Annotated in this window: 15 protein-coding genes and 1 other RNA gene; 10 read left to right on the top strand and 6 right to left on the bottom strand. The window is 67.0% G+C overall.

The window, feature by feature from the left end:
- Window positions 1-173 precede the first annotated feature (173 nt).
- A complete protein-coding gene (locus KV697_RS04935) occupies window positions 174-884 on the top strand; it encodes a DUF4253 domain-containing protein (protein WP_219020337.1) in 711 nt (236 codons plus the stop codon).
- On the opposite strand, the gene KV697_RS04930 is transcribed toward KV697_RS04935, so the two are convergent.
- From KV697_RS04930 to KV697_RS04920, 3 genes are all read right to left on the bottom strand, one after another.
- Window positions 881-2,110 (bottom strand): flavin monoamine oxidase family protein, encoded by a 1,230-nt coding sequence (locus KV697_RS04930; RefSeq protein ID WP_219020336.1) that lies wholly within the window; start codon window positions 2,108-2,110, stop codon window positions 881-883. The two genes, KV697_RS04935 and KV697_RS04930, sit on opposite strands and share 4 nt — an antisense overlap.
- 2 nt (window positions 2,111-2,112) lie before the next feature.
- Complete coding sequence (gene rpoH, locus KV697_RS04925; protein WP_007404166.1) at window positions 2,113-3,018, bottom strand: RNA polymerase sigma factor RpoH; 906 nt, start codon at window positions 3,016-3,018, stop codon at window positions 2,113-2,115.
- Between the two features lie 67 nt (window positions 3,019-3,085).
- Window positions 3,086-4,033: an RluA family pseudouridine synthase gene (locus tag KV697_RS04920; RefSeq protein WP_219020335.1), complete on the bottom strand. Its 948-nt coding sequence runs from the start codon at window positions 4,031-4,033 to the stop codon at window positions 3,086-3,088.
- Window positions 4,034-4,051: 18 nt separating this feature from the next.
- On the opposite strand from KV697_RS04920, the gene KV697_RS04915 reads away from it, so the two are divergent.
- From KV697_RS04915 to rnpB, 9 genes are all read left to right on the top strand, one after another.
- Complete coding sequence (locus KV697_RS04915) at window positions 4,052-4,504, top strand: M67 family metallopeptidase (RefSeq protein WP_219020334.1); 453 nt, start codon at window positions 4,052-4,054, stop codon at window positions 4,502-4,504.
- Window positions 4,501-5,145: a histidine phosphotransferase family protein gene (locus KV697_RS04910; protein WP_219020333.1), complete on the top strand. Its 645-nt coding sequence runs from the start codon at window positions 4,501-4,503 to the stop codon at window positions 5,143-5,145. The genes KV697_RS04915 and KV697_RS04910 overlap by 4 nt, the downstream gene beginning before the upstream one ends.
- A gap of 59 nt (window positions 5,146-5,204) precedes the next feature.
- Window positions 5,205-7,529 (top strand): chemotaxis protein CheA, encoded by a 2,325-nt coding sequence (locus tag KV697_RS04905; RefSeq protein ID WP_219020332.1) that lies wholly within the window; start codon window positions 5,205-5,207, stop codon window positions 7,527-7,529.
- A complete protein-coding gene (locus KV697_RS04900) occupies window positions 7,529-7,957 on the top strand; it encodes a chemotaxis protein CheW (protein ID WP_219020331.1) in 429 nt (142 codons plus the stop codon). Before KV697_RS04905 ends, KV697_RS04900 begins: the two co-directional genes overlap by 1 nt.
- 83 nt (window positions 7,958-8,040) lie before the next feature.
- Window positions 8,041-8,406 carry a response regulator gene (locus KV697_RS04895; protein WP_056433970.1) on the top strand — a complete coding sequence of 122 codons (366 nt, stop codon included), beginning with the start codon at window positions 8,041-8,043 and terminating at the stop codon, window positions 8,404-8,406.
- 31 nt (window positions 8,407-8,437) lie between these two features.
- Entirely contained in the window at window positions 8,438-9,526 is a 1,089-nt protein-coding gene (gene cheB, locus KV697_RS04890) for a chemotaxis-specific protein-glutamate methyltransferase CheB (protein ID WP_219020330.1), read from the top strand.
- A gap of 56 nt (window positions 9,527-9,582) precedes the next feature.
- Window positions 9,583-10,425, top strand: coding sequence for a CheR family methyltransferase (locus KV697_RS04885; protein WP_306822684.1), 843 nt, complete (start codon window positions 9,583-9,585; stop codon window positions 10,423-10,425).
- A gap of 67 nt (window positions 10,426-10,492) precedes the next feature.
- The gene (locus KV697_RS04880) at window positions 10,493-11,182 is read left to right on the top strand and encodes an N-acetylmuramoyl-L-alanine amidase (RefSeq protein WP_219020328.1); all 690 of its coding nucleotides are present in this window, start codon (window positions 10,493-10,495) and stop codon (window positions 11,180-11,182) included.
- Between the two features lie 161 nt (window positions 11,183-11,343).
- Window positions 11,344-11,725, top strand: an RNA gene (rnpB, locus tag KV697_RS04875) — RNase P RNA component class A.
- A gap of 34 nt (window positions 11,726-11,759) precedes the next feature.
- On the opposite strand, the gene KV697_RS04870 is transcribed toward rnpB, so the two are convergent.
- The 3 genes from KV697_RS04870 to KV697_RS04860 all read right to left on the bottom strand — a co-directional run bounded on the left by KV697_RS04870 (window position 11,760) and on the right by KV697_RS04860 (window position 15,078).
- Window positions 11,760-12,839: a hypothetical protein gene (locus KV697_RS04870; protein ID WP_219020327.1), complete on the bottom strand. Its 1,080-nt coding sequence runs from the start codon at window positions 12,837-12,839 to the stop codon at window positions 11,760-11,762.
- A 65-nt stretch (window positions 12,840-12,904) separates the two neighbouring features.
- A complete protein-coding gene (locus KV697_RS04865; protein WP_219020326.1) occupies window positions 12,905-13,543 on the bottom strand; it encodes a carbonic anhydrase in 639 nt (212 codons plus the stop codon).
- Entirely contained in the window at window positions 13,540-15,078 is a 1,539-nt protein-coding gene (locus tag KV697_RS04860; protein WP_257575614.1) for a SulP family inorganic anion transporter, read from the bottom strand. The genes KV697_RS04865 and KV697_RS04860 overlap by 4 nt, the downstream gene beginning before the upstream one ends.
- Window positions 15,079-15,202: the final 124 nt, after the last annotated feature.

The raw sequence follows: 15,202 nt of genomic DNA, 5'->3' as shown, positions 1-15,202 counted from the left end.
GGCGGTCGGGGTATCGGGGGGACGATATGGAGCCGACGCGGCGTTTGTTGATCAGTGGACTGGCCGCTTTCGGTCTGGCCGGAAATGTCTGGAAGGATCAGCCTATGTCGCAGGACTTACCGCCGCCCCGTCCCGATTTAGAGGCAGCGGCGCAAGCCATGCGGGACCGGGCGATGGCGTTGCTCCGCTATGAAAAAGTCACGGTTCTGGGGACCAAGGCGCTGGCCGAATGGGAAAAGCTCCGGGCCGCGAAACGGGGATGGCCCGTCGTGATCGGAGATGATGCCGATCTGGAGCGCATCGCGGAGCAGCTCAGCCTGGACGATCCCGCCGTGTCCGGCTTACCTGCCGGGCGCATCGCGCTGCGTTCGACCGATCAGCTTTTGGCGGCGGCGGCAAAAGTGCAATTTCCCGCCGATCTCTACAAGGTGGCGGAGACGTCACCGCCCGGGGACGGCGAAGCGCTCCCGAACACTTGGCCTGTAACCTCGGACGACGCGCCACCGGGGCTGACGGTGGCAGAAGAGTTGCAGACGGGGCGGCCGCTTGAGAAGGTGCACATCCTGATCCTCCCGACCGAAAAGAGTTGGGAAGTGCCCGCCTATCTTCGTTGGGGCGGCTGGAATGCCTGCCCCGACCCCGAGCTTCATGTCGCGGCGTTACGATCCTGGCATGAGCGTTTCGGCGCGGAACTGGCCGGTCTCAACGGCGATACGATGAACGTTCGGATACGGAACCGTCCCAAGGACCGACGTCAGGCGTGGCAGCTGGCGCATGAGCTCCATGCCTATTGCCCCGATATCGTCGATCAGGGGCTGGGGTCGATGGCGGCGTTTGCCAGCGAGTTGATGCGGACTGACTGGTGGTTTTTCTGGTGGGATTAGAGCCGGGTGTGATCGGCCAATAGCAGCCGAGCCGCGTACACGCCGGTTTCATAGGCGCCATGCGCGGCCGAAAAATCGTCATGCGAGCAAGCCTCGCCCGCGAAGAACAGGCGGCCGTCAATCGGCTCGGCCAGCGTCTGCCGTGCCCCGGCATGGCCCACCTTGGCATGGCTGTAGCTGCCGCCGATCAACGGCACATGCCGCCAGCGCGTCGCGTCCAGTGGGGTAAAGCGCCGCCGCCAGTCACTTCCCAGCAACGCCACCAACTCGTCGATGGCGAAGGCCGCCGCCGCGCCGTCTTCCTCCAGTGCCTCGGCGCAGGGGCCGCCGAAGAAACTCTCGACGATCGGCCAGCCGAAGGGCGAGAGGCGGTGGCTGGCGGTGCAGCGCTTGTGCGGGTTGCCGGTCAGATGCGCATGGGCGGGCCAGGGCAGGGGGCCTTCGACCGACAAAAAGACCTTGTCGGCGATCCCGAGCGGAAGGGCGGCGGCGGCGTCCCGCTTGGCGGGGAGTGGCGGGTCGAAGGTCAGCTTGCCCTCAGCCAAGACCGGGGTCGGGACCGCGACGATGACGTGATCCGCCTCGATCGTACCCGCCGAGGTGTCGATGCGGATCGTCCGGTCGCGATGATCGATCCGCGTAGCGGCGACGCCGGTACGGACGGGCAGTCCGGCGGCGTGATGCGCGACGACGGTGCCATAGCCCTCGACCACCGCCCAATTGTCGTCGGTCGCGGCATTCTCATAAGCAGCCCAATCGTGCAGCGACACCTCGGCCAGCGACGCGCCATTGGCATAGCCCGAGATCGCGTCGATCATCGGCCGCCAGGGATCATGGGCGTCGACAAAGCCGGATAACGGTCGATCAGGCCCGTGGAGCGCGGCCATCGCCGCGTCCTCGAACCGGGCATAAGCCTCACCAGAGGCGCGCTTTTCATCAGGGGGAAAGCTTAGGTCATTCCACTGGACCTGCCAATTGGGCGAGCGGCGGTCGATGGTGAAGCCTGCCTGTTCGGCTATGGCGGTCCAGGGATTGCGCCCCGCCGAATGGAGCCACCCGCAGCCATGATCGACGACATGGCCGGTCGGCAAACGGACGCTGTGCGCCCGCCCACCCAGCCGGTCCGCCGCCTCGATCAGCAGGACCTCTCGCCCCGCGTCATGCAGCGTGCGCGCCGCCGCAATCCCGGCCGCGCCGCCGCCGATAACGACGGTGCGGCCGGTCATGTTCAGGCGGCCGCCAACAACCGCTTTTCACCGGCGATGCGCATCATCGCCTTTTGCAGCTTCTCGAACGCGCGCACCTCGATCTGGCGGACGCGTTCGCGGCTGACGCCGTAAACCTGGCTCAGCTCTTCCAGCGTCTTAGGATCGTCGGTCAGGCGACGCTCGGTCAGGATGTGTTTCTCGCGGTCGTTCAGATCGTCCATCGCGCTGACCAGCATGTCGTGGCGGACATCCGCCTCCTGCTGCTCGGCGACGACACTGTCCTGAAGCGGCGCATCATCGGCCAGCCAGTCCTGCCACTGGCCCTCGCCATCCTCGCGCATCGAGACGTTGAGCGACGTGTCGCCCCCCATCGCCATGCGGCGGTTCATGCTGATGACCTCGTCCTCGTTGACGCCCAGATCGGTGGCGATCTTGGTCACGTCCTCGGGCCGCAGGTCGCCGTCCTCGAACGCGTCGAGCTTCGACTTCATCCGGCGCAGGTTGAAGAACAGCTTCTTCTGGGCGGCGGTGGTGCCCATCTTCACCAGGCTCCACGAACGCAGAATATATTCCTGGATCGAGGCGCGGATCCACCACATCGCATAGGTCGCCAGGCGGAAGCCGCGATCCGGCTCGAACTTCTTCACGCCCTGCATCAGGCCGATATTGCCCTCCGAGATCAGTTCGGAGGTGGGCAGGCCATAGCCGCGATAACCCATCGCGATCTTCGCCACGAGACGCAGGTGCGAGGTGACGAGCTGCGCCGCCGCCTCCGGGTCGCCATGCTCTTGGAAGCGCTTGGCGAGCATATATTCCTGCTCCGGGGCAAGGATCGGGAATTTCTTGATCTCGGCGAGATAGCGGTTGAGCGACTGCTCCCCGCCCAGTGCAGGAATCGTCGCCGGGACGTTGCTGCCTTTTGCCATGATCCTTATCTCCCTTTCTGGAGCGTCATTCCGTCTGGCCCACCACTCGGGTCGAGGCGGTCTTCTGCTATACGTGAAGCCGACTGAACAGTTCCTGCATGTCGGGCGGCATCGGGCTCTCAAACGCCAAAGCGTTGCCGCTTATGGGATGAATAAAGCCCAGATGCGCCGCGTGCAGGGCTTGGCGCCGGAATTCGAGTTCATCGAGCAGGGCTTTTTGAGCACCCTTTGTTCTACCATAAACCGGGTCGCCCAGCAAGGCGTGACCCAGCGATTGCATATGCACGCGAACCTGATGCGTGCGGCCCGTCTCCAGGCGGCATTCGACCAGCGCGGCGTTGTTCAGCTTTTCGATGGTGCGGTAATGGGTCACGGCGCGCTTGCCGCCCTGCACGATCGCCACCTTCTTGCGGTTCTGCGGACTGCGCGCGAGCGGCGCGTCGACGGTGCCGTCGGCGGGGCGGGGGATGCCCCCGGTGATCGCGCGGTAGCGGCGGTCGATCGAGTGCGCCGCGAACTGCTTGGCCAGCCCCTCATGCGTCCGGTCGGTCTTGGCCGCGACCATCAGACCGGAAGTGTCCTTGTCGATCCGGTGGACGATACCCGGTCGCGCGACGCCGCCGATGCCCGACAGCGATCCGCCGCAATGGTGGAGCAGCGCGTTGACCAGGGTGCCGTCGAAATTACCAGCGGCGGGATGCACGACCAGCCCGGCGGGCTTGTCGATGACGATGAGATGTTCGTCCTCGTAAGCGATGACGAGCGGAATATCCTGCGCTTCGTTATGCGCCGGGGCCGGGGCAGGCACCGCGACCTGGAACAGATCGCCGCCCGCCGCCCGCTTGGCAGGGTCGCGCGCCATCACGCCGTCGCGCGTCACCGCGCCGCTGGCGATCAGCACCTTCAGCCGTTCGCGCGACAGGGTCGGCACCGCATCGGCCAGCGCGCGGTCCAACCGCCAGCCGTCCGCTGTGGGCGCGATCCGCGCATCGATGATGGAAACCCCCCGGTCCATAGAATAGGGTAATTGGGCATGACCGTAACGATTTCAAGCGATGCGCTGGACCTGATTTGCAAAAGCGCGGCCGCTTCACCCGATTATGAGGTGTGCGGATTGCTGCTGGGGGAGGGCGACCGCATCGCGCGGGCGGTGCCTTGCGCGAATGTCTCGGCCGAGCCGAGCCACCGTTTCGAGATCGATCCCGCCGCGCTGATCGCCGCGCACCGGGCCGCGCGGGGCGGTGGCCCGGCGGTGATCGGCCATTATCATTCGCACCCGACCGGGCGTGCCGAGCCTTCGCCGCGCGACGCCGCCGATGCCGCGCCCGATGGCAGTATCTGGCTGATCGCCGGGGGCGGGGTCGTCACCGCCTGGCGCGCGGTGGCGGCGGGTGAGCGTCATGGACGCTTCGATCCGCTCGCCCTTGCTTGCGCAGAGCGCATGCCCGCGTCAGAAAGGGCCAGTTTGTCGAGGGATTTTTCATGACCATCAGCCCGGTGGATTTCGCGAGCCTGTTGTGTTCGCGACTGTGCCACGATCTTTTGTCGCCGGTGGGGGCGCTCAACAACGGGCTGGAGCTGCTCGCCGACGAAACCGATCCGGCAATGCGCGAACGGTGCATGGAGCTGCTGGCGGACAGCGCGCGGGCCTCGGCCAACAAGCTGAAATTCTTCCGCCTGGCCTTCGGCGCGGGCGGCGGCTTTGCCGACCGGGTGGATACGGGCGAGGCCAAGGCGGCGATCGAGGGGCTGCTGGTCGACAATCGCCGCACCACGCTGGGCTGGCTGGTCGAATCGCCCGCCTTGCCCAAGCCCGCCGTGCGCATCCTGATGAACCTGGCGCTGATCGCGACGGAGGCGCTGGCGCGCGGCGGGACGATCGACATCGGCGCGGAGGTCGGCCGCGAGGCGATCGAGATCGCGATCCGTATCGAGGGGCCGCGCATCCTGCTCGACCCCGAAATCCGTCGCACCCTGATGGAAGGTCGCGGCGCCGAGCCGCTGGCGTCGCGCACCGCGCCCGCCTTCCTGGTCCATACGCTGACCACCGAACTGGGCGGCATGACGCTGGTGACGGAGCCGGCCCCCAACACGATGATCCTGGGCGCGGCGATCCGGGCGGGGTAAACGCCCTTTTAATCTTGTGGCGGCAAGAGGGTGGCGAAAGGACGTGCCCTCGGGGACTTATGGACGACCTGCTGCAGGAATTCATTGCCGAGACCCGCGAAACGCTGGAGGCGCTGTCCAGCGAGATCGTCGCGTGGGAGGCTGCGCCCGGTGACCGCGCGCGGCTGGATGCGATTTTCCGGTTCGTCCACACCGTCAAGGGAAGCTGCGGCTTTCTCGACCTGCCACGCCTGGCGCGGCTGAGCCATGCCGCCGAGGATGTGCTGGCCGATGCGCGGGACGGCAAGCGTATGCCCGATACGGCGCTGGTCGATGCCGTGCTGGCGATCGTCGACCGGATCGGTGCGGTGGTCGAGGGGATTGCGGCGGATGTGCCGCTGGACGATGCGGACGACGCGGCGCTGATCGCCGCGCTGACCCGCGTGGAAGAGGCGGTTCCGGCCGCTCCCGCCCCGCGCGTCGCGGCCGCACCGCGTATCGCGCCGCGCAGCATCCGGCTGAACGTCGATCTGCTCGACCGGATGATGAGCGGCATGTCCGACATGGTGCTGGCCCGCAACGAACTGGCCCGCCGCCTGCGCGACGATGTGCTCGACCCGCGTGTCGAGGCCGCGCTCGACCAGTTGTCGCTGACCGTCGCCGATATGCGCGACACGGTGACGCGCACCCGGATGCAGAAGGTCGAGGGCCTGTTCTCCGCGCTGCCCCGCATGGTCCGCGACACGGCGGCGGAGCTGGGCAAGGCGGTCAGTCTGCGTATCGAGGGATCGGACGTCGATCTCGACCGCGAGATGATCGAGATGATGCGCGACCCGCTGGTCCATATCATCCGCAACGCGATCGACCACGGCATCGAGGCACCCGCCCGGCGGCGCAGCCTGGGCAAGGCGCCGACCGGCCAGATCGGCGTCACCGCGCGCCAGTCGGGCAATCAGATCCTGATCGAGATCGAGGATGACGGCGCCGGGATCGACGTCGCCCGCATCGCCGCCAAGGCGGTCGAGAACGACGTCCGCTCCGCCGCCGAGGTTGCGGGGATGAGCCCGGCCGAAAAGCTGAAGCTGGTGTTCGAGCCGGGCCTGTCGAGCCGTGACACGGTGTCCGCGGTATCGGGGCGCGGCGTCGGCATGGACGTGGTGCGCGCCAATATCGAGCATGTCGGCGGCCGCATCGCGCTGGACAACCGTCCCGGTCGCGGGCTGACCATCACCATCCAGATTCCGCTGACCCTGTCGATCATGTCGACCCTGATCGTCGCTGTCGCCGACCAGCGTTTCGCCATTGCCCGCCAGGCGATCGAGGAGATCGTCAAGGTTCGCGGCGATCAGGTGCGGATCGATCCGGTCGGGGACATCCGGGTCGCGACCGTGCGCGGTCGTCGCCTGCCGATGCTGCCGCTCGGGTCCTTCCTGGAGATCGGGCAGGGGGATCCGTCCACGCTGGTGATCGTCTCGACGCGCGAGGGCGAATATGCACTGGGCGTCGACGACGTGCTCGACACCGAGGAGGTGGTGGTCAAGCCCGCCGCGCCTGCAGTGATGGGCAGCGGGCTTTATGCCGGGCAGACGCTGCCCGACAGTGGCCTGCCGATGCTGTTGCTGGATGGCGGCGGTCTGGCGCTGGCGGCGGGGCTGCGGTTCCAGCGGGACGTCATCGCCGCCGCCGAGGCTGCGACGCAGGAACCGGCCAATCCCGCGCTGCTGTTCGACGACCTGGACGGCGCCCGCCGCGCCATTCCGCTGGGGGCGATCGACCGTGTCGAGAAGGCCCGCGCGGAGGCCGTCCACCGTTCGGGCGGCCGGATGCGGTTGATCGTGGATGGTACGACCATGCCGCTTCATCATGTCGATCAGCTCGCCCTCGACGAGGCGCTGGCGCATGGCGAGATCGAGGTGTTGCGCCTGACCGATGGCGAGGCCGAATGCGCCTATGCGATCGGCGGCGCGCTGGAGATCATCCATCTCCCCGCCGAGATCGCGCCCGCCACCGGCGGCCCGGTTCTGGGCGTGGCCGTATGGGAAGGCCGGGCGCTGGAGATTCTGGACCCCTTGGCCTTCTTCCTCGATTCCGGCGTGGCCGATACGGGGTCCACCGCGCCGCTCTGCCTGCTCGATGGCGCGGGTGCGGCCTGGATGGACCGTTTCCTGCGCCCCGTTCTGGAGGCGCACGGCTATCGCTGCACGCTCCAGCCCGGTAGCGACGAAAGCCCCGCCGTCCGCCTGATGATGGAGGAGGATGCGGTCGCCGCTGCGCCATCGGACGCCCCCGTGGTACGCCTGCGCCGCGACCGGGAGGGGCCGGCCGATCCCGACAGCATCTATCGCTATGACCGTTCCGCGCTGATCGCCGCGCTGGCGGGTTATGCGCGCCGGGGAGGCCGCTGATGGCGCTCTTCCTGATCGCCACCATTGCCGGGCAGGGCGTGGTGTTCGACGCCGACCAGGTCGACTCGGTCGTCGATATCGGCGAGGTCGTCGCGGTGCCGCGCGCCGAGCCGTCGGTGCGCGGTCTGACCGCACTGCGCAGCCGGGTCATCACCGTCGTCGACACCCGCCGCGCGCTGGGGCTGGAGCCGACCGCCTCGCATGTCCGCCGCGCGGTCATCACCCAGCAGGACGGCCATTACTACGCCATGCTGGTCGATGCGCTGGACGATATCGAAACCTTCGAGATGAAGCCCATGCCGCATGTCGCGCCCAAGGAAGGCCGCTGGTCGCGCGCCGCCAACGGCATGGTCTTCCGCGATGGCGAGCCGTTGCTGGTCCTCGATTTGGCGAAACTGGTGCCGCAGCCCGTCGCCCTGGTGGCTTGACCGATTAACCCGGCCGTTACTTATCGTGGCTATTCCGAAGGGCAGGTCCCGTTGAGACCTCCGGTAGGAATAGGGCGTACCGCATGAAGACCTGTCTCGTCGTCGATGACTCCAAGGTGATCCGCAAGGTTGCGCGCCACATATTGGAAACGCTCGACCTGCAGGTGCGCGAGGCCGGGGACGGTCGCGAGGCGCTGGAAGCGTGCCTGGAAGAGGTTCCCGACGTCATCCTGCTCGACTGGAACATGCCCGTGATGAGCGGCATGGATTTCCTGCGCGCGTTGCGCGACGCCAATCTGGCGCGGCGGCCGCGAATCGTCTTCTGCACCACCGAAAACGGCATGGCACATATCCGTGCGGCGATCGATGCGGGGGCCGACGAATATATCATGAAGCCGTTCGACCGCGACACGCTGGAAAGCAAGCTCCAGCTCGTCGGCATGATCTGACCGGAACGGCATCCGTTCGGATCGTAGCGGCATGGCCTTCATCCCCCCGAGCGCCATCCAGGCATCGCCGCCCGCGATAGACCAAAGCGGGGTGACGCGGGTGCTGATCGTCGATGATTCGGCCGTCGCGCGCGCCCTGATCGCACGGCAGATCGAGCCCCATGCGCGGTTCCGCGTCGTCGGTGCCGTCAGCCATGTCGAGGCGGCGCTGGCCTTTCTTGGCGAACAGAGCGCCGACATCATCCTGCTCGACGTCGCCATGCCGGGCATGGACGGCATCACCGCGCTCCCCCGGCTGATCGCGGCCGGGGCGGGTGCACGAATCATCATCGTCTCGGCATCCACCCCGGCAGGTGGCGCGGCGGCGGTGCAGGCGCTGGCGCACGGTGCGGCCGACACGCTCGACAAACCCCGGCCGCAGGGGCTGGCCGAGTTCGGGGATGCGTTGCTCCAGAAGCTTGACGGGCTGGCCCATTCCGCCGCCCCGGCTGCCCCGACGCCTGTCCCGCCGGTCGGCAGGGCGCGCGGGCCGGTGCAGAGTGCGTTGCCCGAAGTCATCGGCATCGGCGCCTCGACCGGCGGTATCCATGCGCTGGCCAAGCTGCTCGCCCGCATTCCCGCGACGATGACGGTGCCGATCGTGGTGACGCAGCATCTGCCCGCCACCTTCATCCCCTTTTTCGCCGCTCAGTTGACCGCCGTGGCCGGCCGCCCGAGCGTGATGGCCGAGGACCGGATGCGCGTCCGGCCCGGCCAGATCCTGGTGGCCCCCGGCGATGCGCATGTCACCTTCGTTCGGCTGACCGATGGCAGCGCGGCGATCCGGCTGAAGCATGAGCGGGCGCGCAGCGGCTGCCTGCCTTCGGTCGATCCGATGTTCGCCTCGATGGCCGACCTATGGGGTGGGCGGGCCTGGGGTATCGTGCTGACGGGGATGGGGCGCGACGGACTGGAGGGAGCGCGGATGCTGAAGGCCGCAGGGGCGACGATCATCGCCCAGGATCGCGAAAGCGCGGTCGTCTGGGGTATGCCCGGTGCCGTCGTGACCGACGGCCTGGCCGATGCCGTGATGGCCCCGGATGCGATCGGCGCGATGATCGCGGCGGGAGGGCTCTGCTGATGGTCCTGGCCTCTAGCTGGACGCCCGCACACCCCTTGCGATCCGGGAGCATGGCGATGACGCAGTCCCCCCTGTCGGGCCAGTCGCTCGCCGTGCTGAGCGCGCTGCTGGAGGCGCGCACCGGCCAGCATATCGCCAGCCACCGCTCCACCCGCGTCGACACCGTGCTGCTGCCCCTGATGCGCGAGCGGCGGATCGAGACGCTGGACCAGCTTGTCTATGCCGTGCTCGACGGGCGCGATCCGCAACTGGCGGGCCGGGTCATCGACGCGCTGGTCAATTGCGAGACCTCCTTCTTCCGGGACCAGCATGTCTTCGACCATATCGTCGAGCTGGTGGCCGAGGTGGAACGCGACGGGCGGCGCGCCCGCATCTGGAGCGCGGGCTGCTCGACCGGCCAGGAGCCCTTGTCGCTGGCGATGATGTTCGCCGAGCGACACCAGGCGCAGGGGACGCCGATGCCCGAGATCGTCGCGACCGACGTGTCCGAAGCCGCCATCGCGCGGGCGCGAAGCGGCTGCTACACCCAGTTCGAGGTGCAGCGCGGCCTGCCGATCCGCCAGATGGTCCGCTGGTTCGAGGGGCGGCCCGGCAATGAATGGGTGGCCCGGCCCGAACTGGTCCGCCACATCTCCTTCCGTCAGATGAACCTGACGGTCGACCCGGCGCCCGGCGGATCCTTCGATCTGGTGCTGTGCCGCAACGTCATGCTCTATTTCGCGCCGGAACCCAAGAAACGCGCCTTTCGCGCCCTGGCCGGGGCGATGCGGCCCAACGGCCTGCTGATCCTGGGGGCGGGCGAGACGGTGATGGGGCAGACCGACCTGTTCCAGCTCGCCTCGGTCGGGCGCGGGGTGTACCAGAAAAGCGACAGGCCCGATCCCGCCGCCCATGCATGAAGCCATATCCTTGGCCCCGGCTTCCCGCTAACAGGGGCGGACGAACCGGGGTCGTTCAGGAGGTTGCATGACGATCGTCGACACGCCGTCACCCAATTTCGACGCGCGTAGCCTGCCCATCACGATGATCGTGTTGCACTATACGGGGATGCAGGACGCGGAGTCGGCCATCGCGCGACTGCGCGATCCGGAGGCGAAGGTGTCGTGCCATTACATCGTCGCCGAGGACGGCACCGTGCTGCGCATGGTCGACGAGGCGGAGCGGGCCTGGCACGCGGGCCGCTCGCACTGGCGCGCGATCGAGGATGTGAACTCGGCGAGCATCGGGATCGAGATCGTCAATCCCGGCCATGACTGGGGCTATCGCCCGTTCCCCGACGAACAGATCGCGGCGGTGATGGAACTGGTCGGCGACATCCAGAAGCGGCACGGCATCACGCGGGGCAACATCGTCGGCCACTCCGACATCGCCCCCGCCCGCAAGCGCGATCCGGGCGAGCTGTTCCCCTGGGGGGCGCTCGCCAAGCGGCGTCTGGCCCTGCCGCGCCCGACCAAGAACCTGATGGACCCGATGTGGACCGAAGCGGGCTTCTGTCTGGCGCTGGAGCGGTTCGGCTATGACGTGACCGACCGAATGGCGGCGATCATGGCGTTCCAGCGGCGGTTCCGCCCCGAGCTGATCGATGGTGAAATCGATGCAGAGTGCCGGATGATCCTGTTGGCATTGTTGTTGCCGCGTCCGCAGGGGGATGATTGAGGGGGATGGGCGTGGGCTTCAACTTCGCTCAGCCCGAACGGGGCGGGGGAAGGGCGGCTGTGTCTAACTTCCGTTCAGCCTGAGCGAAGTCGAAGGCCACGCGATACGGCTAACCACAAACCCCTTGCCCTCCGCCGCATTCCCGCTACATCCGCCCGCAGTCAGAGGGCCGGGCGGCCGCGGCCTCGGGAAACCGGGGGCGAGGAAAGTCCGGGCTCCACGGAATAACGGTGCCGGGTAACGCCCGGCGGGGGTGACCCCAGGGACAGTGCCACAGAGAGCAGACGGCCACGGCTTCGGCCAGGTCAGGGTGAAAGGGTGCGGTAAAAGCGCACCGCGGGTCCGGTAACGGAAACGGCATGGCAAACCCCACCGGGAGCAAGACCGAATAGGGATGGCATGGCGCGCAAGCGTCGGGGCGCGTTCCCGCCCGCTATCCGGGTTGGTTGCTTGAGGCGATGTGCAAGCATCGTCCTAGAAGAATGGTCGCCCATCCGGCCTCGCGCCGGTGGACAGAACCCGGCTTACAGGCCCTCTGGCTGTTATCCTTCCGCCGCCCCGACCGAGGCGGGCGGGTTCAGGACCCGCCCAGCGCGCTGGAATTGATGGTGATGTTTTTGCCCTGCGCCTTGGCCGTCGGCGTGCCTTTTGCGATCACGTCGAATACCTGTTCGGGCCGGGGCATGTTCATGAACGAGGGATAGCTGCTCGCGCTGCCGTCCACGTCGTTCAGGCGGATGGTGTACGACTTGGTCTTGCGATTTTCGACCTGGCTCATCAGGTCGGGAAAGATGTCGATCGTTCGCCCGGCATCGTAAAGCGCCATCATATAGCCATCGGTGTCGTCATTCTCCCAGCGGTAGACGCCGAACGGGGTAGCGCTGACCCCGTCGCGGCACAGTGGGGCGACGGGTTTTACAGGCTCGGCTTTCGGGTTCGACTTGTCTTTTTCGATCTGACTGGAAACCGCCGCGCTCATCAAAAGCGTGAACAGCGGATTGGACTGGCCCGACTTGTCCAGCTTGGCCTTGGGCAGATGCGCGAAATCGGTCTGTGTGGCGCATGGCCGGATCGGCACGGCGGGACCGGGATAGGCGGCGGTGGCCGCGATGGCGGGCCTCAGCGCGGCGATGATCTCGTTCATCTTCTGGTCGAGCGTATCGGCGGTCAGTTTCTCGGCGGTCAGACGGACGACCAGCATCCACTCGCCCATCGGCAAGACGGCCAGCGAGGTGCTGCGATACGGGCTGCTCAACAGCGACCAACTCTGCCGCAGGGCGACTTCGGGGCCGGTGCCGGTCGGTGCGAAGGCGATCGGATCGGCGCTGGCGGGCGCGCCCTTGTCGAAATTCTTGCGTTCCTCGATCGCGGTGCGCGAACGGTCGAACCATAAGGGAACACTCGGGACGGCGGGGTGGAAGAGGAACAGGGTGGCGAAGACCGACTTGTCGGCGCTCTCTAGCTTGATCGCCACGTCATGCTCGGTCGTCGTCGCATCGGTGATTGCGGTCCGGGTCAGCCCCGCGACGGTCGAGCGGACGATCAGCCGGGTTTGGGCGTGCATCCACCCCTTGTCGGCCGGTACCGGCAGATCGCGCGCCGACGCGGCCGTCGTCGCCAACAACGCGGCCGCCGCCGCCCAATAGCATTTGCGCATTCGATCCTCCCCCATGGACGAGGGGGAGGCTAGGCGGTCATCTAAGTGCGATCAAGCGGCCAGGATCAGACCAGCACCTTGTCTGGGCGCTCCATACCGTCGAGATCTGTGTTGGCGTCGATCTCCAGCAGGGTTTTGATATGCCCGTCGCGAATGTCATAGACCCAGCCGTGCAGCCATAGCTCGCGCTTATCGGCGAACGCCTTCTGGATGGTGTCCAGCCGGGCGAGGTGGCGCAGCTGCTCCATCACGTTCACCTCGACCAGACGGTTGACCCTGGCGGCCTGGTCCGGCTGGGCGTCGATCTCGTCCTGATGGCGGTGCAGCACCTCGCGGGCATTGGCCAGCCACCGGTCGACCGGCCCCTCCGTGCCGCCCTGCAGGGTCGCCTGCACGCCGCCGCAGCCATGATGGCCGCACAGGATGACATGGCGGACCTTCAGCACGTCGACGGCATATTGCACGACCGACAACAGGTTGAGGTCGTCGTCATGAACCAGGTTGGCGATGTTGCGATGCAGGAACATGCCGCCCGGCGGGGTCATGGTCATCTGCTCGGGCGTCACCCGGCTGTCGGAACAGCCGATCCACAAAAAGTCGGGCTTCTGCCCCACCGTCTGCCGCTGGAAGAAGTCAGTCTTCTCCTCGAGGAGTTCGGTGGCCCAGGCCTTATTGGCGAGCAGGAGCTGCTTATATTCCCTCATGCGTAGCGCACTCCCGTCGATGGGGCATTGATGAGCGGGGCGGTCCGCTCGGCGATGTCGCCGCGCACGATCACGCTGATCCCACGGAAGTCCGCGCCCTTGATGAAGGCGTTGATGATGTCGACATTGTCCAGGTCGACATAGGAGGTCGAGGACAGGTCGATCAGCAGGTTGGCGCCGTCCGGCACCTTGGCCAGCGACTTCTGCAATTCGTATTTGTGGATGAAGTACAGGTTGCGCCGAGCGCGGATCAGGCAATCCTCGTCATCGCACGCGAAGGTCAGCGCGGGGCGGAAATTGCGCGCCACGACGAAGACGAAGCCGACGACCAGCCCGACCAGAATGCCGATCAGCAGGTCGGTGCGCAGGATCGCCAGGATGGTGACGATGAAGGGGATGAACTGGCTCCAGCCCTGCTTGTACCGTTCGGTGAACAGCTTGGGCTTGCACAGCTTGTAGCCGGTGGCGATCAGCACGGCGGCGAGCGCGGCCAGAGGAATCTGGTTCAGCACGACCGGGATCAGCGCGACGGAGATCAGCAGCCAGGTGGCGTGCAGCATGGTCGACAGCTTGCTCTCCGCGCCCGCATCGACATTGGCTGAAGAGCGCACGATCACCGAGGTGACGGGCAGGCCGCCGAGCAGGCCGGAGACGATATTGCCGCCGCCCTGCGCCATCAGCTCCCAATTCTTGTCGGTGGTGCGGCGGCGCGGGTCCAGCTCGTCGACCGCCTTGACGCTGAGCAGCGACTCCAGGCTGGCGACGATCGCCAGCGTGATCGCGGTGGTCCACACCGCGCCCATGCCGATCGCGCCGAAATCCGGAAGCTGGAATTGGCCCAGGAACTGCGACGCGCTGCCCGCGACCGGCACGCGCACCAGATGCGCGCCCGCCAGCTGCCATTCGGGACGCGTCGCGCCCAGGATCATGTTGCCGACCACACCGATGACGACGACGACCAGCGGCCCCGGCAGCAGCCGCAGCGGGCCTTGCTTGGGCTTGGCGTGATCCCACCAGAACAGGAAGGCCAGCGAAACCGCGCCGATCAGCACCGCACCGGGCGCGATGTCGTTGCTGACGCTGGTCCACAGGTCGGTAAAGGTGTTGCCGCCCGCCCGGCTCGCATATTCGAAGCTGCCCTCGAAATCGCCGTCATAGCCGATGGCGTGGGGGATCTGCTTCAGGATCAGGATCAGGCCGATTGCCGCGAGCATTCCGGTGATGACGGAGGAGGGCACGAACTCCGCCAAGACGCCCGCGCGCGTGAAGGAGAAGGCGAGCTGGAGCACGCCCGCCAGCGTCACCGCCAGCAGGAAGACCTGAAAGCTGGGCAGCCGCTCGATCGCCTCGAACACGATGACCGTCAGACCGGCGGCAGGCCCGGCGACCGACAGCGGCGATTTGGAAAGGAAGCCGACGACCAGGCCGCCCACGATCCCGGCGATCATGCCCGCAAAGGGCGGCGCACCGGAGGCGACCGCGACGCCGAGACAGAGGGGCAGGGCGACCAGCGCCACCACGATGGAGGCCGGCACGTCCGCTCTTGCGGTGGCCAGGAAAGAACGACTTTGGGCCATGACGGCTCCTGTCAAAGCTGGGCGTCCGCATATGCCCGGTACGGACATGAATATATGATGACGTATATTTCATGAACGAGGG

The organism is Sphingomonas sanguinis, assembly GCF_019297835.1.
GTDB classification, from domain to species: domain Bacteria; phylum Pseudomonadota; class Alphaproteobacteria; order Sphingomonadales; family Sphingomonadaceae; genus Sphingomonas; species Sphingomonas sanguinis_D.
Note: the sequence above shows the minus strand (reverse complement) of the source record. Positions and strands in the feature narration are given on the sequence as shown.

Coding starts and splice junctions, on each gene's coding strand:
- KV697_RS04915 (WP_219020334.1), top strand. CDS start 4,052: ATGACCGTAACGATTTCAAGCGATGCGCTGGACCTGATTTGCAAAAGC.
- KV697_RS04905 (WP_219020332.1), top strand. CDS start 5,205: ATGGACGACCTGCTGCAGGAATTCATTGCCGAGACCCGCGAAACGCTG.
- KV697_RS04910 (WP_219020333.1), top strand. CDS start 4,501: ATGACCATCAGCCCGGTGGATTTCGCGAGCCTGTTGTGTTCGCGACTG.
- KV697_RS04865 (WP_219020326.1), bottom strand. CDS start 13,543: ATGAGGGAATATAAGCAGCTCCTGCTCGCCAATAAGGCCTGGGCCACC.
- rpoH (WP_007404166.1), bottom strand. CDS start 3,018: ATGGCAAAAGGCAGCAACGTCCCGGCGACGATTCCTGCACTGGGCGGG.
- KV697_RS04870 (WP_219020327.1), bottom strand. CDS start 12,839: ATGCGCAAATGCTATTGGGCGGCGGCGGCCGCGTTGTTGGCGACGACG.
- KV697_RS04895 (WP_056433970.1), top strand. CDS start 8,041: ATGAAGACCTGTCTCGTCGTCGATGACTCCAAGGTGATCCGCAAGGTT.
- cheB (WP_219020330.1), top strand. CDS start 8,438: ATGGCCTTCATCCCCCCGAGCGCCATCCAGGCATCGCCGCCCGCGATA.
- KV697_RS04920 (WP_219020335.1), bottom strand. CDS start 4,033: ATGGACCGGGGGGTTTCCATCATCGATGCGCGGATCGCGCCCACAGCG.
- KV697_RS04930 (WP_219020336.1), bottom strand. CDS start 2,110: ATGACCGGCCGCACCGTCGTTATCGGCGGCGGCGCGGCCGGGATTGCG.
- KV697_RS04885 (WP_306822684.1), top strand. CDS start 9,583: ATGACGCAGTCCCCCCTGTCGGGCCAGTCGCTCGCCGTGCTGAGCGCG.
- KV697_RS04900 (WP_219020331.1), top strand. CDS start 7,529: ATGGCGCTCTTCCTGATCGCCACCATTGCCGGGCAGGGCGTGGTGTTC.
- KV697_RS04880 (WP_219020328.1), top strand. CDS start 10,493: ATGACGATCGTCGACACGCCGTCACCCAATTTCGACGCGCGTAGCCTG.
- KV697_RS04935 (WP_219020337.1), top strand. CDS start 174: ATGGCGTTGCTCCGCTATGAAAAAGTCACGGTTCTGGGGACCAAGGCG.